Annotated in this window: 15 protein-coding genes; 12 read left to right on the forward strand and 3 right to left on the reverse strand. The window is 43.1% G+C overall.

Translation table 11 applies throughout. The annotated features are described in order from the left end of the window. Positions 1 to 90 precede the first annotated feature (90 nt). Genes D8S93_RS20890 through D8S93_RS20900 form a run of 3 tightly spaced genes read right to left on the reverse strand, consistent with a single transcriptional unit; the run spans position 91 to position 5803 of the window. Positions 91 to 2739: a PqiB family protein gene (locus tag D8S93_RS20890; RefSeq protein ID WP_152815252.1), complete on the reverse strand. Its 2649-nt coding sequence runs from the start codon at positions 2737 to 2739 to the stop codon at positions 91 to 93. Beyond that, complete coding sequence (locus D8S93_RS20895) at positions 2732 to 3982, reverse strand: paraquat-inducible protein A (RefSeq protein WP_152815255.1); 1251 nt, start codon at positions 3980 to 3982, stop codon at positions 2732 to 2734. Before D8S93_RS20895 ends, D8S93_RS20890 begins: the two co-directional genes overlap by 8 nt. Positions 3983 to 4006: 24 nt before the next feature. Further along, positions 4007 to 5803, reverse strand: coding sequence for an ABC transporter ATP-binding protein (locus D8S93_RS20900; protein ID WP_006743267.1), 1797 nt, complete (start codon positions 5801 to 5803; stop codon positions 4007 to 4009). Between the two features lie 92 nt (positions 5804 to 5895). Between D8S93_RS20900 and D8S93_RS20905 the strand changes: the two genes are divergently transcribed. The 12 genes from D8S93_RS20905 (at position 5896) to D8S93_RS20960 (ending at position 24944) form a co-directional block, all read left to right on the forward strand. Continuing rightward, complete coding sequence (locus D8S93_RS20905) at positions 5896 to 6369, forward strand: GAF domain-containing protein (RefSeq protein WP_046876215.1); 474 nt, start codon at positions 5896 to 5898, stop codon at positions 6367 to 6369. Positions 6370 to 6466: 97 nt separating this feature from the next. Beyond that, entirely contained in the window at positions 6467 to 7093 is a 627-nt protein-coding gene (proQ, locus tag D8S93_RS20910) for an RNA chaperone ProQ (RefSeq protein ID WP_046876216.1), read from the forward strand. A gap of 17 nt (positions 7094 to 7110) precedes the next feature. Further along, a complete protein-coding gene (gene prc / locus D8S93_RS20915; RefSeq protein WP_152815258.1) occupies positions 7111 to 9117 on the forward strand; it encodes a carboxy terminal-processing peptidase in 2007 nt (668 codons plus the stop codon). 195 nt (positions 9118 to 9312) lie between these two features. Continuing rightward, a complete protein-coding gene (locus tag D8S93_RS20920) occupies positions 9313 to 9978 on the forward strand; it encodes a hypothetical protein (RefSeq protein ID WP_193621659.1) in 666 nt (221 codons plus the stop codon). 228 nt (positions 9979 to 10206) lie between these two features. Continuing rightward, a complete protein-coding gene (gene pepN, locus D8S93_RS20925; protein WP_152815264.1) occupies positions 10207 to 12813 on the forward strand; it encodes an aminopeptidase N in 2607 nt (868 codons plus the stop codon). 64 nt (positions 12814 to 12877) lie between these two features. Next, positions 12878 to 13096, forward strand: coding sequence for a DUF2835 domain-containing protein (locus tag D8S93_RS20930; protein WP_046876238.1), 219 nt, complete (start codon positions 12878 to 12880; stop codon positions 13094 to 13096). Positions 13097 to 13297: 201 nt separating this feature from the next. Next, entirely contained in the window at positions 13298 to 18139 is a 4842-nt protein-coding gene (locus D8S93_RS20935) for an NAD-glutamate dehydrogenase (protein ID WP_152815267.1), read from the forward strand. Positions 18140 to 18452: 313 nt separating this feature from the next. Further along, on the forward strand, positions 18453 to 19463 hold the full coding sequence (pyrD, locus tag D8S93_RS20940; protein ID WP_152815270.1) for a quinone-dependent dihydroorotate dehydrogenase: 1011 nt from the start codon (positions 18453 to 18455) through the stop codon (positions 19461 to 19463). Between the two features lie 168 nt (positions 19464 to 19631). Continuing rightward, on the forward strand, positions 19632 to 20174 hold the full coding sequence (locus D8S93_RS20945) for a cell division protein ZapC (RefSeq protein WP_152815273.1): 543 nt from the start codon (positions 19632 to 19634) through the stop codon (positions 20172 to 20174). 488 nt (positions 20175 to 20662) lie between these two features. Next, on the forward strand, positions 20663 to 22783 hold the full coding sequence (gene rlmKL, locus D8S93_RS20950) for a bifunctional 23S rRNA (guanine(2069)-N(7))-methyltransferase RlmK/23S rRNA (guanine(2445)-N(2))-methyltransferase RlmL (RefSeq protein ID WP_152815276.1): 2121 nt from the start codon (positions 20663 to 20665) through the stop codon (positions 22781 to 22783). A 21-nt stretch (positions 22784 to 22804) separates the two neighbouring features. Continuing rightward, complete coding sequence (locus D8S93_RS20955) at positions 22805 to 23047, forward strand: glutaredoxin family protein (protein WP_074190119.1); 243 nt, start codon at positions 22805 to 22807, stop codon at positions 23045 to 23047. Continuing rightward, the gene (locus tag D8S93_RS20960; protein WP_145532063.1) at positions 23025 to 24944 is read left to right on the forward strand and encodes an ABC transporter ATP-binding protein; all 1920 of its coding nucleotides are present in this window, start codon (positions 23025 to 23027) and stop codon (positions 24942 to 24944) included. The genes D8S93_RS20955 and D8S93_RS20960 overlap by 23 nt, the downstream gene beginning before the upstream one ends. Positions 24945 to 24947 lie beyond the last annotated feature (3 nt).

The raw sequence follows: 24947 nt of genomic DNA on the forward strand, positions 1-24947 counted from the left end.
TAGTGACAAGGGCCGAGCAATAAAAAAGAGCAGCGATTGCTGCTCTTTTAAGGTACTCAAACTTCAATTGTATGTGAATTGAGCTTTATTCTACGGCTTAGGAATCGCAGTACGCCATTGAGTCCAACCTTCTTCAGCTTGTGGATACAAAAAGAAAGATTGCCCACTTTTTGCCGCTGGTGGAATAGCCGATTGCTCTGGCGTTGAAAACGCAATTCCTCCGCGAACTAAACTATCAAATGTGCCCGCTTTGATGTTCGCACCAGTAATTCCGATGGAGACATCTACTCCTGAAACATTCCAAAACACACTGTTTTGACGAACGAGGTAAGCATATTCAGGCTGTATCTTGATGGTCGTGACGACGCGATCGGCAAATTCTCCTAGGCTCACGTCGGTTACTTGGCCGACTTCCATCTGGCGGTAAAGAATAGGCGTTCCGACTTGTACTGAGCCTCGTTGTTCACTTTGTAAAGTAAACATCATGCCCTGAACATGTTCTGAACCGTTTTCCAACTGAAAATCAAATTTAGCTTTACCTTTACCAGGCTCAACACTGATGGATTTCGACACCAATGCGCCAAGGTTTTTCACGCCTCCTAAGCCAATCTCTGGCTCAGTTAGCCAAAAATGTGAGCCTTCAACCGCAATGTTTTCTACGTATTCAGGTAGGATTCTTGCGGTAATTTCAACCATATTGCGACGAAAATTCGGTACAACCAGTGTGATTTCACCAACTTTGACGCCTTGATACTCTATCGGCATTCCTTTGGCAATTTCTTGTGAGCCGTCTGTTTCTAACGCAATAACGCGTCCAAATTTGCGTGCGGTTTTTTGATCTGTATATAACTTCCAGTTGTCTCCAATTTTGTTTTCAACGCCAGGAACAGAGTCAAAAGCGATGCCACCTTCGATTAATGATTTTAAAGGGTGAGCTTTCACACTCACGCCAGCTAGCGATGCATCTATCTCGATCCCTGAACGGTTCCAAAAGACGGTTTGCGGTGTTACGAGGTAAGCAAAGCGGTTTTCGATGGTTGCTTTAATTAACACACCGCCATCAACCAATTGGAAATCGGATATGTTACCAACAGGAAGATTACGATAGAGCAGAGGGCTGCCTTTGGAAATCGGCGGCAATTCAGAAGCAAACAGTGTGAGTGCTCTAGAGCCACTTTGGTTGTACTGTGCTAGTTCTGCCAATGATTCGTTTTGGAACAGTTGGTACTCTTTTTGAATATCTTGCTTACCTTCGCTTACAAAGCTAATGGACCCAGTTAACAACTGTTTTGCCGGAGGAACGGTAACGCTGAGGCCCGATTCCGTTAACTCTGCAGAGGCACTTCCGGTTACATAAAAACGGTTGTTTGATTTGATCAGGTGTTTGTATTCATGATCAATCAATACGTCCATAAATACTTCATGTTGCGATTTTTTACCTTCTTCAACTAAGCCTACGTTGATAATTGAACCGACCACGATGCCTTTGTAAAGCACGTTGGCACCGCTATCTAGGCCAAACGAGTTGTCAGACACTAAACGAATAGCGATGGACTTTTCTTGCTGTTGGTTAAAAACGTTTTTACGAATGGCAGTAAAGCGGCGAGAGCGATCACCGGCACCTGGCACAATGGTTAAGAAGTTTCCTCTCACGAGATTGGCAATGTTTTCAACACCAGAGAGGGACACTTTTGCTTCTTCTAAGACGAATCGGGTACCTGTCGTCAGCATGTCACTGAAAGCTGGTTGAATTGCCGCTGACGCTAATATCACTTCTCGCCCTTCGGATAGGCTTAAGTCTGTAACTTGGCCAATCTCGATTCCGCGATACATAATGGGTGCGCCTTCGCCACTGATTTTACTGTCATCAGGGAGGACGATTTTAACAGCGATACCTCGACCTGCAGTTTTCAAATCTTTATACAGACGGAATTCAGTATTCTCTTCTACAGGCTCACCGTCATCCGGAGAATCGACGGCGATCGCGCCTCCGAGTAGAGCACTCATGCTTTCTAGCCTTACATCGACGCCTTCAAAACCGATGCTGGCACCGATTCCACTTACGTTCCAGAACCGACTGCGGTTGTTAATGATATGTCGGTATTGATCCTGAATGTTGGCTTGAATCGTGATAGATTTTGCGTCTTCATCCAACTGGTAGCTGTAGACTTCACCGATTGGAATTTTCTTATAAACAATTTGAGATCCAATCGACACACCACCTAAATCGCGGCTTTTGAGTTTAATGTTCAAACCTTGTGAAACGCGCAAATCTGTTGGTGCAGAGTCTAACGCATGGAACGTTGTTTCAAACTCTTGACCATCTCCAGGTTGAATCGAGATGTAATTACCCGACACGAGCGCATCGAGCCCAGAAACTCCCGTTAGGCTTGCTGTTGGTTTTACCAGCCAAAAGCGAGTTTTATCGTTCAGCAATTTTGCCGCTTCAGGGTAGATATCGGCATCAACATAAATACTGCCGAGATCTTCAGTGAGGTTAATGTCTCTCACCATACCGACTTCTAGCCCTTGGTAACGGATAGTGGTTCGCCCGGCGACCAAGCCAGCAGCGTCAGAAAAATAGATTTGCACCCGTTGTCCGGCATCGTGTATCGACTTCACCACAAGCCAGCCAGCTAAGACCGTGGTCAAAATTGGCAAAAGCCAAAGAGGAGATATGCCTTTGCTCCGCTTTACATCTGGTACGTATGACGTTTGAGAACTGTTCTGATCACTCATTCATTGACTCTTTTTCTGATTGTGTTGGGCCTGTTTGGTCCCAGATTAGCCTTGGATCAATACTTTCCGCTGCAAGCATGGTCAATACCACGACAACACCAAAGGCCACGGCGCCATATCCTGGTGTGAAATCAAGTATCTGACCACGATCGACTAAGGTCATCATGATAGAAATAACAAACAAGTCCATCACAGACCATTTACCGATCCATTTAACAACAAAGTAAACCATCATTCGTTGTCTCTTAAACACCGAACGTTTGAATTGAATGCAAAGCATGATGTAGGCAAGGCCAAGTATTTTTACAACTGGCACAACAATACTGGCCACAAAAATGATCACTGCGATGCTATACATACCGCTTTTTACCAACCCAGCTACGCCTGAGAAAATAGTATCTTCCAAACGTTTGCCATTGGTCAGCAAGATGGAAATAGGAATCAAGTTGGCTGGGAAAATCGCTATCGTTGCCGCAATGAGGTAAGCCCACGTCTTCTGAATGGAGTTGGGCTTGCGATGATATAACTCGTGGTGACAACGCCGACAATGGTCACCTTCAGGTTGAGACAGGTGGCACTCATGGCAATGCACGTCTTTGTGTTCAAAGGAATAAAGGCTTTCTGGTTTCCAGGCTTCCCAGTAACGACGCACGCTGATTCTTGAAACTAACAAAACGGTAAATATCTGCAAAAGAACCAGACCAATTAACCCTGGGCCTACAAAAATGTCGGAATAATCTTGGAGTTTGAAGCAGGAAATGGCGATGCTAACTAAGAACACATCCAGCATTACCCAATGTTTCAAATGTTGAATTAGCCACAGTGAAACACGAAGCCCTCGAAACCACCGTTGATGCAGCGAGATATGTGCCGTAACCACTGAAACACAAACCGTCAGCGGCGCTAGAGAGCTACAAAATAGAATAAGCAGTGAAAGAAGAACAAAGCCTTCTTCCATCAATGTGATCATCCCTGAAGGTAGGGTTGCCGGAATCATCACACCAAAGAGTCGGATACTAATAAAGTTAAAAAAGTGTGATGGAATAAATAGCAGAATACAGGTTATCGCGACGGCTAGATTACCTGAGAGGCTAGGGCTACCGCCTCGATACAACTGTGTGCCACAACGAGGACAGTGTGCATTTTTTCCATTGGGTAAGTCGACGATATCGACAGGCAATTCGCAACCTTGGCACAAGCGCACATTATTTGGCTGCATGGAGTGCTTAGACAGAGAGGTCATAACGACCTCTCTAACTTGAACGATTTAAGCGTGGGACTGTATGCCCCCATATAAGGTTTGATATAAGCCTTCTTGCTCAACTAACTCACCATGAGTACCTGTTTGCGTCACTTTTCCATCTTCAAGCACGTAGATCAAATCGGCTTGTTTTACGGCTGATAGACGGTGCGCAACGATTAATGTTGTTCTACCACGTAAGAATTCAGTCAATGCTTTGTGCAATGCCGCTTCAGTAGCGGTATCAAGCGCAGACGTGGCTTCGTCTAAAATAACAAATTGAGGATTACTCAGCACCATTCTTGCGATGGCAAGGCGTTGTCGTTGACCACCTGACAAACGAATGCCGTTACGGCCGACTTGAGTATCCAAACCGTGGTTCAGTTGAGAAATAACATCTTGCAGCTGGGCTACTTCAAGAGCTCGCCAAAGTGACATTTCGTCAAAATTCCCACCGAGTGTTAGATTATGCCTCAAGGTGTCGTTAAATAGTATAGGTTGCTGTAATACCACGGCAATTTTGTCGCGAATTACTTCAAAACCAATATCTTCTGTTAATTCATCATTAAAGCGAATGCTACCGGAGTTTTGACGATAAACCCCAATAAGTAGTTGTATTAAGGTCGACTTACCGCCTCCGCTCGCACCAACTAACGCCACTTTCTTTCCTGCCGGTATATGTAAAGAAAGGTTATCTAGGACTTTGTTTTCATTATTATAAGAGAAGTCTACGTTTTCTACTTTAACATCGACTTCTCTGTCTTCTTTGAAAGGATTTACCTTAGGTACTGGTCTTTGTTCTTCTTCTAATACTAATAAGTCGTTGATGCGTTTTAACGCAGCTTTCGCGCTGTACCAAGAAAACTGAATGCCGAGCAGCTCTTGAACAGGAGACAACATAAACCATAGGTAACCAAAAACAGCAAAGATTTGACCAATAGTGAGGTCACTAAACATGACCATCAGCATGGCGACGGCTCTGAATAACTCAAAACCGATTAAGAAGAGTAGGAAAGAGACGCGACCTGCCGCCTCTGATTGCCACGCATACTTGTCTGCATCCACACGAACTTGGTTCGCACTGTCTTTGAGTTGTTGGAGAAATTCTCGCTCCTTATTGGCTGCGCGCAGCTGGTAAATGCCATCTAATGTTTCAACTAAACGATTTTGGAAAATTTCAAAAGAATGATTTTCCTTCCGTTTCAGATGTTTAACCATACTTCCTAGTTTACGTGAGAAGTAAATGACAATAGGGTTAACTAGCAGAATAAATAGACCAAGTCGCCAGTCGAGCCAAAGCAGAACGATGGCAGTACCAATGACCGTTAAAAAACTGATAACGAATTTTGCTAACGTAGAACCAATAAATTTATCGATGGTCTCAATGTCAGTGATAAGGTGGGCGTTGATGCCTCCGCTGCCTTTGGTTTCGTATTGGCGGATGCTGATACGACCAAGCTTATCGATCATTTTACTGCGCATCTCAAACGTGATCGTTTTAGAAACAAGTGTAAATTGTCGGCTTTGAAGGATATTTAACCCCTGACTTGCAGCTCGCATCAGGACGACCAAGAAAAGGGTGAAAAATATATAACCCGTCGGAGTGTGCCACGCTTCAGGGAGAATGGCATTCATAGCAGCTAAGCCTTTTGCTGGTTGGTCCAATAAAACCTCATCAACCATCAACGGCATGAGAAGGGGGATTGGAACACTAATCAAGGTTGCAAGCACCGCTATCAAGTTCGCTATGATCAGCTTGGACTTGTGCTTTTTTACTTGTGTTATCAACCAAGAACGGCTAATAGTGTCATTTTTCAGAAGCATTGTAATTGAGAATAAGTCCTATTATAAAGTAGGGCTGCATTTTAGCGCCATACAGTGAGAATGGAAGCTTTTATAGTAAGTAGGAAGTTAATATGAACATAGAACAATACCATAGACTAACCAAACAAGCCGTTGCTCTAATTGAGTCTGAGCCAGACTTTATTGCTAACCTAGCAAACTTGAGCTCACTGCTTTTCATGGAATTGGACGATCTTAACTGGGCTGGCTTTTACCTAGCAAAAGGTGAAGAGCTCGTTCTTGGTCCGTTCCAAGGAAAACCAGCTTGTGTCCGCATTCCTATGGGTCGCGGTGTCTGTGGTACTGCTGCAAAAACTAACACCATACAAAGAGTATACGACGTTCATGAATTTGAGGGACATATAGCGTGCGATGCAGCGAGCAATTCAGAAATTGTGATTCCATTTTCTATTAATGGAAAGGTGGTTGGTGTCCTTGATATTGACAGCCCAAGTATTGGTCGATTCAATGAAACAGACGAAGAAGGTCTCACTCATTTCATGGCTGAAGTAGAAAAGCTGCTTAATTCACACGCGAACGACGCATAAATTAGCCTTCGAGTGTGGTTTTTCCTTGGCATGTCACTATAATACGAGAATATTTTTTCTTAATGCTCGCGGAAATCCGCTCAAATCAGGACCCCTCATGACTGAAAAGTTAAAAAACAGCAAAGAAGTTATTGCATATATTGCTGAATGTTTCCCTAAGTGCTTTACTTTAGAAGGTGAAGCAAAACCTCTGAAAATTGGTATTTTTCAAGATCTTGCGGAACGTCTAAGTGAAGACGAAAAAGTAAGCAAAACACAGCTTCGTGCAGCGTTAAGACAGTACACTTCATCATGGCGTTACCTACATGGTGTAAAACCAGGTGCAGTACGTGTGGACCTAGACGGCAACCCTTGTGGTGAGCTAGAAGAAGAGCACGTTGAACACGCGAAAGCGACACTTGCAGAAAGCAAGGCGAAAGTTCAAGCTCGTCGTAAAGAACAAGCACAAAAAGCTCGTGAAGAGGGTAAGGCGAAAGCGAAACCAGCGGCTAAAAAGCCTCAACAGCCTCGTCGTACTAACAAACCAAAAGTACAAAAAACAACTAAGCCTGTAGAAACGCGCGCTCTAAATGCTGACGAAATCACAGTAGGTAACGCAGTTAACGTGAACATGGGCAAAGGAAACATGGCAGCGACCATTGTTGAGATCAATAAGGATGATGTACGTGTTCAACTTGCTAACGGCCTACAAATGGTTGTGAAAGCGGAGCACTTGCGCGCATAAAGGAGATACTCCTACGCATGAATTGCCGTTCAAAAGTGACACTGATTGCTGCTAGCTTATGGCTAGCAGCATCAGCTCAGGCTCTCGAAGCCAAACTACATAAAGATGACTTGCCGGTTCTCGCTCCTGAAGTTCAGCACGAAACAGCTAGCAAACGAGTCACCTCTCGATTTACCCGTTCTCATTATAAGCATTTCAGCCTCAATGATGATTTCTCCAAAGCGATCTTTGAACGCTATGTAGAATTGCTTGATTATAATAGAAATATTTTTACTCAAGCGGAGATCGACTCTTTTAAAGACTGGTCAATTGAGCTTGATGATCAGCTAAAAGCTGGTAACAACCAAATTGCTTTTGATGTTTATAACCTCTCAATGCAAAAGCGTTTTGAGCGCTTTGCTTATGCGTTAACGCTACTCGACGAAGAGATCAAGTTTGATACTGACGACGAGATAGAGTTAGACCGTTCTGAAGCTGCATGGCCAAAAGACGAAGCGGAGCTCAACGAGTTATGGCGTAAGCGCGTGAAATATGACGCGTTAAATCTGAAACTGACTGGCAAAGAATGGCCAGAGATTAAAGAGGTTTTAGAGAAGCGTTATAACAACGCGATGAAGCGGATCACACAGACTAATAACGAAGATGCATTTCAGTTATATATGAATGCCTTCGCCCGACAAGTCGACCCTCATACTAGCTATCTTTCTCCACGTAATGCTGAGCAATTCCAATCGGAAATGAACCTTTCTCTGGAAGGCATTGGTGCCGTTCTGCAAATGACTGACGATTACACAGTAATTCGTTCACTTGTTGTTGGCGGCCCAGCATCGAAGAGCAAGCAACTTGGCGAAGGGGATCGAATCATCGGTGTTGGACAAGACGGTGAAGAGATTGTCGACGTGATCGGTTGGCGTCTGGATGATGTAGTTCAATTAATCAAAGGCCCAAAAGGCACAAAGGTTAATCTACAGATCTTGCCAGAAGGTAACGATGCGAAGAGTTACATTGTCACAATTGTTCGTGACAAAGTTCGCCTAGAAGATCGCGCAGTTAAGTCGGAGATCATCGAAAAAGATGGTAAGAAGATTGGTATTTTAGAAGTGCCAAGTTTCTACGTCGGTTTGTCGAAAGATACCGATAAACTGCTTGCTGAGTTAAAAACCAAAAACGTTGACGGCGTAATCGTTGATCTACGTAACAACGGTGGTGGTGCATTAACGGAAGCGACAGCATTAACAGGGTTATTCATTAAAGAAGGTCCTGTTGTTCAAGTTCGTGACAGCTATGGTCGTATTAAGGTGAACGCCGATACTGACGGAAAAGTGAGCTACGATGGTCCGCTGACGGTGTTGATTAACCGCTACAGTGCTTCAGCGTCTGAAATTTTTGCAGCAGCAATGCAAGATTATAATCGTGCAATTATTTTAGGTGAAAATTCTTTCGGTAAAGGTACGGTTCAACAGCATCGTTCACTGAATCATATCTACGATCTTTTCGATAAAGAGCTAGGCTACGTTCAGTACACGATTCAGAAGTTCTACCGTATTGACGGTGGAAGTACGCAAAATCGTGGTGTTGCACCCGATATTTCGTACCCAACACCAATTGAAGCTTCTGAAACGGGTGAAAGTGTAGAAGACAATGCACTACCTTGGGATCAGATTGATAAAGCAAAATATCAAACCTTCCCAAGCAACGAAGCACTAGTTGAAAAACTCACCGCTCTTCATAACAAGCGTATTTCTGATGAGATGGAATTCCGTTTCATCAATGAAGACATAGAGAAGTATCGTAAAGAAAAAGACGATAATATGTTGTCTTTGAACGAGAAAGTTCGCAAGGCTGAATCGGATAAAGCGGAAGCACTTCGTTTGCAACGCATCAATGAGCGTCAAGCTGCTTTAGGTAAGGAAGCATTCAAAACATTGGATGATATACCTAAAGATTATGAAGCGCCTGATGTTTATTTAGATGAGTCTGTCGCGATTATGGTTGATCTACTCAAGCAGAAAAATCAGTCATAATAACTGGCAATTCAAAGTAAAAAGAGTGAGTCTTTCAGGCTCACTCTTTTTTTATGTCTTTTCATCTTTGTTTGTATTGAGTATCAAGTAAGATATTCGCTTATTTTTTCCCAATAATTTACGTGATCTACATCTAAAATTTCGCGAAAGTGAGGACTACTGCCTAAGCTAAAAGAAAACGATAAGGATGCCGATATGAAATGGTTCTTTATTTTACTTAGCTTTTGCTGCTTTAGTGTGTTTAGCGGAGAAAACACCAGAGAAGATGAATTAAGTCACTTTGACACGCCGTTTCTCATCGGAGACTGGTATTTAATGAACCCAAACCCCGAAGAGTCGGCTGAAAATTTTCGTGCGATAAAACTGTCACTGGGTTCCGACTACAGCTTTTCTATTGATATTCAAAAGAAAGATTATTCTGTCGATCATTGGGAAGGATTGTATAACGCCAATGAAGACACCATCGTTCTTGGCTTAAACACAGATGAGCCTCAAATTTATGCCTATCGCAATAATCACAATACGCTTGATCTTAATGGTGTGACTTTTATTAAAGGGTTGTCTAACTCGCTAGCGGGCATATGGTCTAGCTCTTATGTATCCGGAGATGGCCTTGTGGCAAACAACATCAACCATATGGATCTGATACTTCAACCTGACTTTGTGTTTATGTTTCGGGTATCCAACGAAGAAGGAGATGAGTCAATCAAGCAAGGTGTTTTCTACACAGAAGATGAATATTTAGTCTTGCTCTATGAAAATGGCGAGCACGGGACCACCTATAAGCTCAACAAAAATGAATTAACGATTGAAGATTCAAATGGCGATATGTACGCGGTACTTAATCGGGTAACGCCTTGATAGCTTATCTTGCTACGACAAATTACGCGAGCATACGGTAAATTGTCAATGTTGTTTAAATGTTAATCAAAAAACGGAGCTAGAGCACTAAAAGCTCCGTTTTTTGATGGAAAGACTTGTATTCTGATACCACAACCCCTACAAATAGCTTATATAGTGATACCAGAACTGCATTTTTGATCATGCAGTCTGGTATTTTTGTTGTTCGACATACAAGGATTTATGCTCATGTCCCAAGCTCCCCAGGCCAAATATCGTAAAGATTATCAAGAGCCATCTCACGCGATTACCGATATCGATCTTACGTTTGATCTTTATGACAATGACACCATCGTTACGGCGATATCAAAGGTTGCTCAAAAAGGCGATACAACAACGCTAGAACTCGATGGCGAGGGGCTTGAGCTGCGCGCTGTAAAAGTAAACGGTGAGGATTGGGCTCATCACGAAGTGAAAGAATCATCGCTTGTACTGACCGATCTTCCATCCGAGTTTGAACTTGAAATCGTCACCAAAATTGATCCTGAAGCGAATACAGCACTCGAAGGTTTGTACAAATCAGGCGGCGCATTTTGTACTCAGTGTGAGGCCGAGGGCTTCCGTCGTATTACTTATTACTTAGATCGTCCTGATGTTCTGGCAAAATACACGACAAAAGTGATCGCAGATAAATCCGCTTATCCATATTTGCTGAGCAATGGTAACCGAATTGCAGAAGGCGATGCAGAGAACGGTCGTCATTGGGTTCAATGGCAGGACCCGCATCCAAAGCCAGCTTACTTGTTTGCTCTTGTCGCAGGGGACTTTGACGTACTGCGTGACAAATACACAACGATGTCAGGTCGCAGTGTTGATTTAGAAATCTTTGTTGATAAAGGTAACTTAGATCGTGCAGGCCATGCGATGACATCGCTGATCAACTCGATGAAGTGGGATGAAGAACGCTTTGGCCTTGAATACGATCTGGATATTTACATGATCGTTGCCGTTGATTTCTTCAATATGGGCGCAATGGAAAACAAAGGCCTAAACATCTTTAACTCAAAGTATGTTTTGGCGAATGACCAAACGGCGACGGATCGTGACTACTTAGGTATCGAAGCTGTAATCGGTCATGAGTACTTCCACAACTGGACTGGCAACCGTGTCACTTGTCGTGACTGGTTCCAACTAAGTCTAAAAGAAGGCTTAACCGTATTCCGTGACCAAGAATTTTCTTCTGACTTAGGCTCTCGTGCAGATAACCGCATCGATAACGTACGTATCATCCGTGGCCCTCAGTTTGCAGAAGATGCAAGCCCAATGTCTCACCCGATTCGTCCTGACAAAGTCATTGAGATGAATAACTTCTACACGCTAACAGTGTATGAAAAGGGCAGCGAAGTTATTCGCATGTACCATACACTCCTTGGCGAAGAGGGCTTCCAAAAAGGGATGAAACTTTACTTTGAACGTCACGATGGTACTGCTGCGACATGCGAAGACTTTGTTTCTGCAATGGAAGATGCCACCGGTGTCGATTTAAAACAATTCCGTCTATGGTACAGCCAGTCTGGTACACCGACGCTGCGCGTAAATAGCGAATACAATGCCAATGCAAAAACTTACGCACTAACGGTAGAGCAATTTACGGAGCCAACGCAAGACCAGGCTGAGAAGCAAGCGCTGCACATTCCGTTTGATATCGAGCTGTACGATTCGAAAGGTCACGTTATCCCGTTGATGATTAACGGTGAATCTGTTCATAACGTATTAGATATTAAACAAGATAAGCAAACGTTCGTATTCGAGAATGTCGAAGAACAACCAGTGCCATCTTTGTTGCGTGAATTTTCGGCACCAGTAAAACTAGAATACGACTACAGTGATGATGAATTAGTCTTCTTGATGAAGCACGCGACGAATGACTTCGCTCGTTGGGATGCAAGCCAAATGCTATTGGCTAAGTACATTCGTCAGAACGTGAAAAACGTTCAAGCCGGACAAGACGTGTCGCTTTCTGAAGGCGTGATAGATGCGTTCCGTGGTGTGCTATTGGATGAGACGCTTGAGCCAGCTTTCATTGCTCAAGTTTTCTCTTTGCCTTCAATTAATGAGATTACTGGCTGGTACCAGCAAATTGACATTGATGCCGTAGACAAAGTGCTAAACAGCATTACAGTGTCACTTTCTCAAGAGTTAGAAGATGAGCTAAGTGCAACTTATCATACACTGAAGCAAACAGAGTACACGATCGATCATGCTGCGATTGGCAAGCGTGCATTACGTAACCGTTGTCTGCAATACCTAGCACATACGGAAAAAGGTAATGATTTAGTGAAAGCACAATACGCATCTGCAAATAACATGACAGATACGATTGCAGCGATGAGTGCGGCAAATAGTGCTCAGCTTGAGTGTCGTGAAGTTCTTATGGCAGATTATAGCGATAAATGGAAGCACGATGGTTTGGTTATGGATAAGTGGTTTGCACTTCAAGGTAGCAATCCTGCAGAGGATGCTCTTGAAAAAGTAAAAGCAACCATGAACCACGAAGCATTTAGCTTGAAAAATCCGAACCGTACGCGCAGTTTGATTGGCTCGTTCTTAAGTGCTAACCCTGTGCGTTTCCATGATAAATCCGGTGCAGGTTACCAATTTGCAGGAGAAATCCTTCGCCAACTTAATGATTCGAACCCACAAGTCGCATCTAGAATGATTGATCCTTTGCTTAAGTTCCGTAAATACGATGAAGGTCGCCAAGCTTTGATCAAAGCAGAACTTGAAAAGCTTAAAGCAATGGATAATCTTGCTAAAGACTTATTCGAAAAAGTGACTAAAGCACTAGACGAATAGTAAACAACACAATAGGGTGGTCATTAAGGCCACCTTATTGTTTATGTCACTTAGTTTTTACTTCATGAACTATTACTACTTCAACCTCAACATTTCATATCAAACGTTTTTATCCCATTATTCTGGCGCGGCAAGTGTTGTTCAAGTCGTCACACATAACGGTTTACGTTTGCAGTTGCCCGCCGCACGATTCAGACCATTTCTTAGTCAATTAGGCATTAAAGGCCAGTTTAGACTAACAACTGACCAAAATAATAAGTTTCTTAAGTTAGAAACTCTGTGATGTATTGTATTTGCAGAGAGTTAAATAGGAATCTTAGTCACAGAATCGGACATTTCACCTCTTACCACCACGATTAGTTGTTAAACATTTGTAATTATGCTTTTACAATGGGCACATGCATTACCTATGCTTAGTTTCTAAGGTAACAACCTAGCTACTAAGTCCCCCTACAAAACAACAATTCTAATGTGGAGTGTGAATATGACCGCGCGTGAAAATGTAGTGCCGGTTCTGCTTGAAAAAGTTTACCAACTGATTCAAGACAAACTCGAGCTTTCTCACCAAACGCTTGTAACTAAACTTGCTCAACACTTATTCAGTAACATTGCTGATGATGACCTGATTCAGCGAAACGAATCCGATCTTTATGGTGCTGTCGTCAGCCTTTGGCACCATATCAATGAAAAAAAACCAGAAGAGATTTCGGTACGAGTATTTAACCCGACCGTAAGTCGTCAAGGCTGGCAATCCACACACACAATCGTAGAAATTGTTGTTCCAGATAGTCCATTCTTAGTGGACTCAGTCAAAATGGCTTTAGCGCGTTTGGACCTTGTTTGCCACCTAATGTTAAACAACCCAACACAGATACAGCGTGATAAAAAAGGCCAAGTTACCGACGTAAACGGTGAGGGTGGTGTTCTTCAATCACTGTTCCATATCGAGGTAGACCGCCTTACTAGTAAAGAAGAGATGCAAGCGCTTAAAGAAGAGCTGTTAAAAATTCTATCTGACACTCGTTTAGTCGTTGATGACTGGAAGCAAATGGTTGATAAGCTTAAGCTTGTGACTGATGAACTTGAGAAAAATAAAGATCGTGTTTCTATCCAAACGGATCGTATGGACGAAACGATCGCATTTCTTCGTTGGCTAGAAGATCATAATTTTACCTTTATGGGTTACAAAGATTATGACTTAGAAGAAGTCAATGGTGATACCGAGCTTGTTCCTGCTAAAGAAAAAGGACTTGGTCTATTTGCTGATGACAAGCGCGTGCGTAGCGTCAAGCTATCTGAGCTTTCAGATTCTGCGCGGTTAGAAGCGAAAAAGCCATACGCTCTGATTATCACAAAAGGTAACAAAGCATCTCGTATTCACCGACCAGCATATACTGATTACATCGGTGTTAAGAAGTTTGATGAAAACGGTAAAGTAATAGGTGAGCATCGCTTTACTGGTTTATATACCTCTGCCGTGTACAACCAAGCGGTACAAAGCATCCCTCTGATCCGTGAAAAAGTAGACCGTATCCTTGAAGCGAGCGGATACCGTCACGGATCGTATTCATACAAAGCATTGCACAATATCTTAGAAAACTACCCACGCGATGAACTACTCCAAGCAAATGAAGAAGAGTTGCTTGAGGTGGGTATGGGTGTTGTACAAATGCAAGATCGTGACCTACTGCGTTTATTTGTTCGTAAGGACCCATTTGGTCGTTTCTTTAGCTGCATGGTTTATGTCACTAAAGATCGTTACAACACAGAGTTACGTCGTCAAACTCAACGCATTCTTAAGCAGTACTTCGGTTGCGAGCAAGAAGTTGAATTTACAACGTTCTTCTCAGAAAGCCCACTAGCGAGAACACATTACATTGTTCGTGTAGACAATAACAACATTGACGTAGACGTGAAAAAGATCGAGCAAAACCTAATGGAAGTTTCTACCTCTTGGGATGACAGACTAAAAGAATCCATCATTGCTAACTTTGGTGAAAGCAAAGGCCTTCCTCTTTCAAAAGAATACATGAGTGCGTTCCCTCGCTCATACAAAGAGGACATGATGCCAGGTTCTGCGGTTGCAGATATTGAACGCTTAGAAGCGTTAAGTGATGATAATAAACTTGGCATGTTGTTCTACCGACCTCAAGAAGAGGGGGCGGATTCAAAAGCTGTTCGCTTGAAATTATACCATCGCGATGAGCCAATCCATCTTTCTGACGTAATGCCAATGCTTGAAAACCTTGGCTTGCGAGTGATCGGTGAATCACCGTATGAGATCGAGAAAAATAACGGACAGACATTCTGGATCCTTGATTTCTCTATGCTGCATAAGAGCGAGAAAACGGTTGATCTTCGTGAGGCTCGTGATCGTTTCCAACAAGCATTTGCCGCAATTTGGGCGGGCAACCTTGAAAGTGATGGTTTTAACCGATTGGTACTAGGTGCGTCGCTATCTGGGCGTGAGATTTCCATTCTTCGTGCTTATGCTCGATACATGCGCCAAGTCGGTTTCCCATTCAGTCAACAATACATCGAAGACACGCTAAGCCACTACCCAGACTTAGCAACAGGTCTAGTCAAGCTGTTCACCAAGCGATTCGATCCGAAAAACAAAGGCAGTGAAAAAGGCCAAAACGATCTGATTAAAAAGCTAACAGAGCAGTTGGATCGTGTAGAGAGCTTGGATGATGATCGTATTATTCGTCGTTACATCGACATGATCATGGCGACACTTCGTACTAACTACTATCAATTAGACGAAAGCAAGCAACCTAAGCCTTGGTTATCTTTGAAAATGAAACCGAGCGATATTCCAGAGATTCCGCAGCCTGTACCCGCGTTCGAGATCTTTGTGTACGCACCAGATATTGAAGGTGTTCACCTTCGTGGCGGAAAAGTGGCTCGTGGTGGTTTACGTTGGTCAGATCGTCAAGAAGATTTCCGTACAGAGATTCTTGGTCTCGTAAAAGCTCAGCAAGTTAAGAACACCGTTATCGTACCTGTGGGTGCAAAAGGCGGCTTTGTTTGTAAACGCCAGCCATCTCTCACAACCCGTGATGAGATCTTTGCTGAAGGCCAACGTTGTTACAAACGATTTATTCGTGCGCTACTTGATGTATCAGATAACATCATTGAAGGTGAAGTCGTGCCACCACAAAACGTTGTGCGCCATGACGAAGATGACCCATACCTAGTAGTGGCTGCAGATAAAGGCACAGCAACATTCTCAGATCTAGCGAACTCTGTTTCTGCAGAGTACAACTTCTGGTTAGGTGACGCATTTGCTTCAGGTGGTTCAAATGGTTACGACCACAAAGCGATGGGTATCACTGCAAAAGGTGGTTGGGAATCTGTTAAGCGTCACTTCCGTGAAATGGGCATCAACTGCCAGACCACTGACTTTACCGCAATCGGTGTAGGTGATATGGCAGGTGACGTGTTCGGTAACGGTATGCTGTTATCGAAGCATATTCGATTGCAAGCTGCCTTTAACCACATGCACATCTTTATTGATCCAAATCCAGATTCAGCCACCAGCTGGGAAGAGCGTAACCGCTTGTTTAATCTGCCAAGATCAAGCTGGGAAGATTACAATAAAGATTTGATCTCTCAAGGTGGTGGCATCTTCTCTCGTCGATCAAAATCGATCCAGTTGACACCAGAAATTCAGAAAATGTTAGGTACTAAGAAAGCATCTTTAGCGCCTAATGATCTGATTAAGATGATCTTGAAAATGAAAGTCGATCTGCTTTGGAATGGTGGTATCGGCACTTACGTTAAAGCCTCGACAGAAACTCATACGGATGTTGGTGACCGCGCTAACGACATGCTGCGCATTGACGGCCGTGACTTAAGAGCAAAAGTAGTTGGCGAAGGCGGTAACTTGGGTATGACTCAGCTTGGTCGTATTGAATACGCACTGACTGGCGGCCGAGTGAACACAGACTTCGTTGATAACGTGGGTGGCGTTGACTGTTCGGATAATGAAGTCAACATCAAGATCTTCCTTAATGGACTGGTTTCAAATGGCGATCTTACGGTTAAGCAACGTAACCAAATTCTAGAGTCTATGGAAGACGAAGTGGGTGAAATTGTATTAGATGATGCTTACCGTCAGTCGGAGTCGATCTCCGTGACTGAACAGCAAGGTGTTGGCATTGTTAAGGAACAAATTCGATTCATCCATACCATGGAAAAAGCAGGGTACTTGGATCGTGCTCTCGAATACATCCCTGATGATGAAACGCTAATCGAGCGTGAAAAACAGGGACTAGGTCTGACTCGCCCTGAGCTATCAGTGTTAGTTGCCTACGGTAAAATGGTACTTAAACAGCAACTTGTTACGGATGAAATCGCGAATGATGAATTCCATGCGAAACAGCTTGTTGAATATTTCCCAAGTGCGTTACGACGTAACTATAAAGATCAAATGGTTAATCACCCACTGCGAGCTGAAATTATCGCTACAGCATTGGCTAACCAGATGGTTAATGAAATGGGCTGTAATTTCGTCACTCGTTTGCAAGAAGAAACCGGTGCAAGTGTTGTCGATATTGCTAACGCATACAGTGCGGCTCGTGAAATTTTCGATCTAGAAGCAATTCTTAAGCAGACTCGTGAGCTCGATAATATCGCCACTGCTCAAGCTCAGTACGAAATCATGTTTTATGTTCGTCGAGCACTACGTCGAATTGCACGTTGGTTGCTTCGCAACCGCAGTGGTAAATGCACAGTTGGTGAGCTGATTGCTATCTACAAGCAAGATGTCAATGTTATCACTGAAACCTTAGACACTATGCTGGTTGAGTCTGAAGTAGAAGAACACAATGAACTTGCTCAAGGGTGGATTGAGAAAGGGGTAGAAGAGAAACTTGCACATCAAGTCGCTCGTTTATCCAGCTTACAATCTGCACTGGATATCTCATCAGTGGCGAGTGAAACAGGTAAAACGGTTGAGCAAGCATCGAAGCTCTACTTTAACTTAGGTGACCGTTTGTCGTTACACTGGTTCTTGAAGCAAATTAACAGCCAAGCCGTTGATAATAACTGGCAGGCACTGGCAAGAGCTGCATTCCGAGAAGATCTGGACTGGCAACAACGTCAACTTACGGCTCAGGTATTAAATTGCGGCTGTGCAACGGAAGAGCTAGACGTGATGAAAGCGTTAGAAGATTGGATGGAAACTAACGAGCAATCACTGCACCGTTGGGAAAGCATCTTGAATGAGTTCAAAGTTGGCTCTGTCCACGAATTTGCTAAGTTTTCTGTAGCACTTCGAGAATTAGTACTCTTGAATCTCAACTGTTCGTCGAAAGAGTAGATGAGCTAGTCAAATTGTAAGTAAAAGCCTCGTTATTTAGCGAGGCTTTTTTGTTGCTCATCGTTTCTACTATAGTGCGGATGAGTTACGGCGTAACGGCGTTGGGAAGTTAAAATAGGCTGAAATCGATTGCTTTAGGGTGGTTAGTTATAAATTTTATTGTTGAAATCTTACTCTAATTGTTTGTTTTATATTTGAAAATATTAGAAAGATATAGGTTTTTACTTAATACATTCATTTTCATTGAATTACGATGAAAAACAGTAAATAATATTGTCCCGTTTATACGGGGCTTTTTTCTTTCGGAGGCACAATGCTTTACCGTCTAGCCAGAACTGGCTTTTTCCAACTCGATGCCGAGAAGGCACACGATCTTGCAATCAAGAACTTCCAACGCTTTAACGGCACACCACTTGATCTCTTCTACCGCCAACAATTACCAACTCGTCCAGTTGAGTGTATGGGACTAACATTCCGTAACCCAGTAGGTCTTGCGGCTGGCTTAGATAAAAACGGTGAATGCATTGAAGCATTTGATGCCATGGGCTTTGGCTTTGTCGAAGTTGGCACAGTAACACCTCGTCCGCAACCAGGGAATGATAAACCACGCTTATTTCGCTTAGTCGAAGCTGAAGGTATCATCAATCGCATGGGCTTTAACAACCTAGGCGTTGATAATTTGGTCGAGAATGTAAAGCAAGCAAAATTCAGCTGTGTTCTCGGAATTAATATTGGTAAAAACAAAGACACACCAATTGAGAAAGGGGCAGAGGACTACCTGATTTGTATGGAGAAAGTGTATGAGTACGCAGGCTACATTGCGGTTAATATCTCATCACCAAACACTCCGGGTCTTCGTTCATTTCAATATGGTGAAGCGCTTGATGAACTACTTTCTGAATTAAAAGCGAAACAAGCGGAACTTTCAGAGAAATACAACAAATACGTCCCGCTAGCATTAAAAATTGCGCCTGATTTGAGTGACGAAGAAATCTGCCAAATCTGCGATTCTTTATTGAAAAACAATATAGATGGTGTGATCGCGACTAACACAACTCTGGATCGCACGATCGTAGAAGGAATGAAACACGCCAATGAGGCAGGTGGTTTAAGTGGTCGCCCTGTGCAATTACGCTCTACGGAAGTCGTACGTAAGCTTCATGAAGAGCTAGGAGACAAACTTCCAATTATCGGTGTTGGTGGTGTGGATTCCTATGTTGCAGCCAAAGAAAAGCTGATGGCAGGCGCTAAACTTGTTCAAGTCTACACTGGCTTTATTTACCACGGCCCAAGCCTAGTACGTGATATTGTTAAGAATCTTTAACATATACATCAAAAACCACTGAAAAATCAGTAGCTATTACATAAAAAAGAGGACTTTGTTTCCTCTTTTTTTTTATCCGTTCGTTTGTAAAATTTAAAAATCACGAGTAGGTAATTAAGCGTCTTACCTCTTTACCACTGATTTAACTAGTCAAGAGAGAACGGAATAATGCTTAAACCCAGCGACAAATGGAATTGGTATTTTGACGAGCAAAAAGCTTGCTTAATGCTGGATCTGGGGGAGGAAATGATTTTCCAAACCAATTTATCCCGAAAATTGTTGGTTAACTGTGCCTTCTCAAACAATGAATTTACCGTTGATGACGCCAGTGCATTCCAAACGTTTAATGAACGTATTCGATGCCTCGACATCGGCGAATACCGCCAAGCTGAGTTAACACTGTATTGTGTTGCAGCAAAGCGCTTTCATAAACCTGTACAGCCTAAAAGCTGGTTCTTTGACGCACAGTCCTCAGGTTACGAGCCTGAAGAAGGGGACATGGTCTTTCTAACAAACCAATATTCTGACGGCATGTTCATCGTGTTAGAACCAGGCGAGACGTCGAGCTTATGTGCTTATGTTAACCAAGAAGCGTTTGTGCTTGATGGCAATAAGGCGCTTCAGTTTGGGCAGCCGATTAAAGTAATGCATGACCGCATGGCTTGTGCAAATCACCTCTTTGCAATAACCCCTATGGCAATGGTGGGGTAAACCTGTTTAATTTTTTCTTTATTTCGTTCCTTTGTTTGCATTAGTCGACCTCGTTAGGTCGATTTTTTTTGTCCTTTCCTTTGATACTAGAGCCCCATCAGCCATGAAACTGTATGTTTTCTATGCATGCAAACATGAAGCTGGTCACTTTTATTTTACTTATTTCAATCTGATGACTCCCTTAACTAGGCAACCTAGCGCTTAAAATGACCCCATTTATTCCCCTATAAGGCAAAAATGTAAGTAACCTACATCAACAATCACTGCCTGGTATATACCAAAATCAATGTAAATAAGTATTCACTTCTTTCCAAGGAAACAAAATTTCGTTCGTGAATAAAAAACACTCAAATTGAAGATGTTGAAAGTTTCAGATCATTTTGTTGGTGATGATTTGAACTAACAGGTGGGGAAATTCCTTTAAAAACGAGGCATTGATCGTAAAGTCAGGTATAATTGAAGCCATTTTTTATCAGCGAAAGAACACTATGAATCAATATCTCGCGGTAACTTCAAATGGCATGGAAAATTTGCTTGTTGAAGAACTGACTAAACTAGGCATTGAAAATGCGAAACCAGTACAGGCAGGCGTAAAATTTAAAGCGACAAACGAACAGGTTTATCGCTGTTGTTTGTGGAGCCGTTTAGCGTCTCGATTTGTACGTGTTTTATCTGAGTTCACGTGTAACAACGACATGGACTTGTATTTATCTACATCTGCTATTAACTGGGTTAACCAATTTCATAGTTCTAAACGTTTTGTTGTGGACTTTAACGGCACAAACCGTGAGATCAGAAATAGCCAGTACGGTGCGATGAAAGTCAAAGATGGCATCGTAGATTGCTTTGAAAATAAAGGATTGCCGCGTCCCAACATCAGTAAAGAACGCCCAGATGTTCGTATCCACGTTCGTTTGCATAAAGATAAAGCGTTGCTTGGGATAGATATGGTAGGTAGTGGTTTGCATCAACGTGGCTACCGACCAGAATCGGGTCGTGCCCCGTTACGTGAAACGCTTGCTTCTGCGATTATCATGCGTTGTGGCTGGGATGGGCATCAACCATTACTCGATCCAATGTGCGGTTCTGGTACTTTGCTTATTGAAGCTGCGATGATGGCTGCCAACATGGCTCCTGGCGTTAAGCGAAAGCAATGGGGTTTCGAAGTGTTGGAAGACTTTGAACCAGAGACTTGGGCAGAGATTAAATCAGAGGCTAATGTTCAAGCTAGACGAGGTGTCAAGAAAGTTGACGCTAAGTTTTTTGGCTTCGATAACGACCCTAAAGTATTAAAAGTTGCTCAAGAAAACGCGCGCAGAGCAGGCGTTGAAGAATTGATTGAGTTCGCACAAGGTGATGCTGCAACCATTACTCGTCCTGCAGGATTCGAACACGGTGTTATCGTTTCAAACCCACCTTACGGTGAACGTCTAGGAACTGAGCCGGGGCTAATTGCGCTCTACACCGCATTTGGTGGACAGCTAAAATCTGAGTTTGGTGGATGTAAAGCCTCTATCTTCTCGAGTTCAGACGAGCTGCTGAGCTGTCTTCGTATGCGTGCTGATAAACAGTTTAAATTGAATAATGGTGCGTTACCTTGTCACCAAAAGAACTACAGTATTGCAGAGCGCAGTGCTGATGAAGTGAAGGGGGCTGATACTAATGTTCAAATCGCACCAGACTTTTCAAACCGTTTAAAGAAAAATATTGGCAAGATTGGCAAGTGGGCTCGTAAAGAGAAATTAGATTGCTACCGAATCTATGACGCTGATCTTCCTGAATACAATGTGGCGATAGACGTATACGGCGATCAAATCGTAATTCAAGAGTATGCTGCGCCAAAAAACATTCCAGAAGAAAAAGCAAAACGTCGCCTAACGGATATCATTCGTGCAACGATTCAGGTGACAGATGTAGAGGCGAACAAAGTTGTACTTAAAGTTCGTGAAAAGCAGAAGGGTCGCAGCCAATACCAAAAATTAGGTCAGGTATCAGAGACGCTTGAAGTAAACGAGTACGGTGTGAAGCTGATCGTAAACCTTCATGACTATCTAGACACTGGCTTGTTCTTGGATCATAAGATCACTCGTCGTCGCTTAGGTGAAATGGCGCAAGGTAAAGATTTCTTAAACTTGTTTGCATATACTGGGAGTGCGACGGTTCACGCAGCGGTTGGTGGCGCTCGTTCCACAACGACTATTGATATGTCAAATACCTACTTGAACTGGGCGAAAGACAATATGCAGCTTAACGGCTGTGTAGGACGTCAGCATCGCTATGAACAAGCAGACTGCTTGCAATGGCTAGAAAACGCGAAAGGTGAGTACGACTTGATCTTTATTGATCCACCTACGTTCTCTAACTCTAAGCGTATGGAAACATCATTCGATGTACAACGTGACCACATTAAACTGATGAAGAATCTTAAACGTTTACTAAGAAGTGAAGGCACTATCGTATTCTCGAATAACAAGCGCCACTTCAAGATGGATGAAGAGTCGCTGGCTGAACTTGGTTTGAAGGCTCAGAATATTTCTTCTCAAACGTTACCATTAGATTTTGCGCGTAATAAACAGATTCATAACTGTTGGCTAGTAACGCACGCGTAGTATAAACAAAAGGATTAATACGTGCTGATATTGTATAGCACGGAGGGATGCCATCTTTGTGAGATGGCATTTGCTCTAGTAGACCAAATTGGTTTGGCCGAGCAAACAGATATCATTGATATTGCGTTCGATGATGCACTGTTTTCTCGTTACGGCGTCACAATACCCGTATTAAAGTATCAAGATTCTGAGTTGAACTGGCCGTTTGACTTAGAACAACTCACACATTGGTTGGATAATAATGGCATTACTTACCATTCATAACGCACAACTTGCATTTGGTGACCACCCATTACTGGACAAAGCGGAGTTCGCTCTTCAAGAAAACGAACGCGTTTGTTTAGTGGGTCGCAACGGAGCAGGTAAGTCCACGTTAATGAAAGTGCTTGCCGGCGACATTTTGTTGGACGACGGCAAGATTCAAATCACTCAAGACGTCGTTGTTTCTCGACTTGAACAAGATCCACCGCGTAATCAAGAGGGTACGGTTTACGAATACGTATCTGGCGGTTTGGCTGAAATCGGCGAACAACTGAAGATCTATCACGATCTTCTCGATCTTGTTGCTCAAGACCCGAGTGAGAAAAACATCAACCGTTTAGCCAAGGTTCAAGAGCAGCTTGACCATTCTAATGCTTGGCGTTTTGATGACCGTGTTAAGAACGTACTTGGTGCTTTAAAACTAAGTCCAGAAACTAAACTGACCGATTTATCCGGTGGTTGGCAACGTAAAGCCGCTTTAGCTCGCGCGCTGGTTTGTGACCCTGATGTATTACTTCTTGATGAGCCAACAAACCATCTTGATGTAACAACTATCGAATGGTTAGAGAACTTCTTAAAAGACTTCAAAGGCTCGATCATCTTTATTTCTCACGACCGTGCGTTCATCAAATCAATGGCAACACGCATTGTTGATTTAGATCGCGGGCAATTAGCTTCTTTCCCTGGTGATTACGACAACTACCTAGAAGAAAAAGAAGAGATGCTCCGCGTTGAAGAAATGCAGAATGCTGAATTCGACAAAAAGCTTGCTCAAGAGGAAGTTTGGATTCGGCAGGGCATTAAAGCACGCCGAACTCGAAATGAAGGTCGTGTACGCGCATTGAAGAAACTTCGTGAAGAGCGTCGCGATCGCCGGGATGTCCAAGGCAAAGTTAACCTTAATATCGATGATGCTTCACGTTCAGGGAAAATTGTATTTGAAGCAGAAAACATATCTTTTGCTTACGAAGGCAAGACAATCGTCGACAACTTTAGCTTTAACATTATGCGCGGTGACCGTATTGCACTTATCGGACCAAATGGCTGCGGTAAGAGTACGGTACTTAAATTGCTATTAGGGCAATTGGAAGCGCAGTCTGGTCGTTTACACTGCGGAACAAAATTAGAAGTCGCGTACTTTGATCAGTACCGAGAGATTTTGGATCCAGAAAAGACAGTGATCGATAACTTAGCGGATGGGAAACAAGAAGTAATGGTTGGGGGACGTCAGCGTCATGCGCTGAGTTATCTTCAAGACTTCTTATTTGCACCTAAGCGCGCAAGGACTCCGGTTAAGGCACTCTCTGGTGGTGAGAAAAACCGATTACTGCTAGCTCGTATCTTGTTGAAACCAAACAACTTACTTATTCTTGATGAACCTACCAACGATTTGGATATCGAAACGTTGGAACTTTTAGAAGAAATGCTTGCCAACTATCAGGGCACGTTGCTTTTAGTTAGCCACGACCGAGAGTTTGTTGATAATACCGTTACCACAAGCTGGATCTTCGAAGGGAACGGAGTGATTGAAGAGTTTGTTGGTGGTTATCACGATGCAAGACAGCAGCGTGAACAGGTATTGGCGGTTCGTCAAGCGGTTGAAAAGCCAGCGAAAAGAGAAAAAGTGGTTGAGGAAACTCCCAAAACAACTCAACCTAAGAACAACTCGAAGAAGTTATCGTATAAGCTGCAAAGAGAATTAGAAGCTCTACCAGCTAAACTAGAACAATTAGAGTCGGATATCGAGGGCCTTCAGGAGCAAGTGAACGATCCAGAGTTCTTTGCTAAACCTGTAGAGCAAACTCAGCCGGTATTGGAACAGCTTGCTGCACTAGAGCAGGAGTTGGAAATCGCATTCGAGAGATGGGAAGAACTCGAAGCAATGCAACAGGATAGTTAAGAA

The sequence above is a fragment of the Vibrio sp. VGrn 2 genome (assembly GCF_009361695.1).
In the GTDB taxonomy this organism is placed as follows: domain Bacteria; phylum Pseudomonadota; class Gammaproteobacteria; order Enterobacterales; family Vibrionaceae; genus Vibrio; species Vibrio diabolicus.

What these genes read in the sequence shown, in the direction of transcription:
- D8S93_RS20890 (WP_152815252.1), bottom strand. Translation starts at nt 2,739, where the DNA reads ATGAGTGATCAGAACAGTTCTCAAACGTCATACGTACCAGATGTAAAG.
- D8S93_RS20895 (WP_152815255.1), bottom strand. Translation starts at nt 3,982, where the DNA reads ATGACCTCTCTGTCTAAGCACTCCATGCAGCCAAATAATGTGCGCTTG.
- D8S93_RS20900 (WP_006743267.1), bottom strand. Translation starts at nt 5,803, where the DNA reads ATGCTTCTGAAAAATGACACTATTAGCCGTTCTTGGTTGATAACACAA.
- D8S93_RS20905 (WP_046876215.1), top strand. Translation starts at nt 5,896, where the DNA reads ATGAACATAGAACAATACCATAGACTAACCAAACAAGCCGTTGCTCTA.
- proQ (WP_046876216.1), top strand. Translation starts at nt 6,467, where the DNA reads ATGACTGAAAAGTTAAAAAACAGCAAAGAAGTTATTGCATATATTGCT.
- prc (WP_152815258.1), top strand. Translation starts at nt 7,111, where the DNA reads ATGAATTGCCGTTCAAAAGTGACACTGATTGCTGCTAGCTTATGGCTA.
- D8S93_RS20920 (WP_193621659.1), top strand. Translation starts at nt 9,313, where the DNA reads ATGAAATGGTTCTTTATTTTACTTAGCTTTTGCTGCTTTAGTGTGTTT.
- pepN (WP_152815264.1), top strand. Translation starts at nt 10,207, where the DNA reads ATGTCCCAAGCTCCCCAGGCCAAATATCGTAAAGATTATCAAGAGCCA.
- D8S93_RS20930 (WP_046876238.1), top strand. Translation starts at nt 12,878, where the DNA reads ATGAACTATTACTACTTCAACCTCAACATTTCATATCAAACGTTTTTA.
- D8S93_RS20935 (WP_152815267.1), top strand. Translation starts at nt 13,298, where the DNA reads ATGACCGCGCGTGAAAATGTAGTGCCGGTTCTGCTTGAAAAAGTTTAC.
- pyrD (WP_152815270.1), top strand. Translation starts at nt 18,453, where the DNA reads ATGCTTTACCGTCTAGCCAGAACTGGCTTTTTCCAACTCGATGCCGAG.
- D8S93_RS20945 (WP_152815273.1), top strand. Translation starts at nt 19,632, where the DNA reads ATGCTTAAACCCAGCGACAAATGGAATTGGTATTTTGACGAGCAAAAA.
- rlmKL (WP_152815276.1), top strand. Translation starts at nt 20,663, where the DNA reads ATGAATCAATATCTCGCGGTAACTTCAAATGGCATGGAAAATTTGCTT.
- D8S93_RS20960 (WP_145532063.1), top strand. Translation starts at nt 23,025, where the DNA reads ATGGCATTACTTACCATTCATAACGCACAACTTGCATTTGGTGACCAC.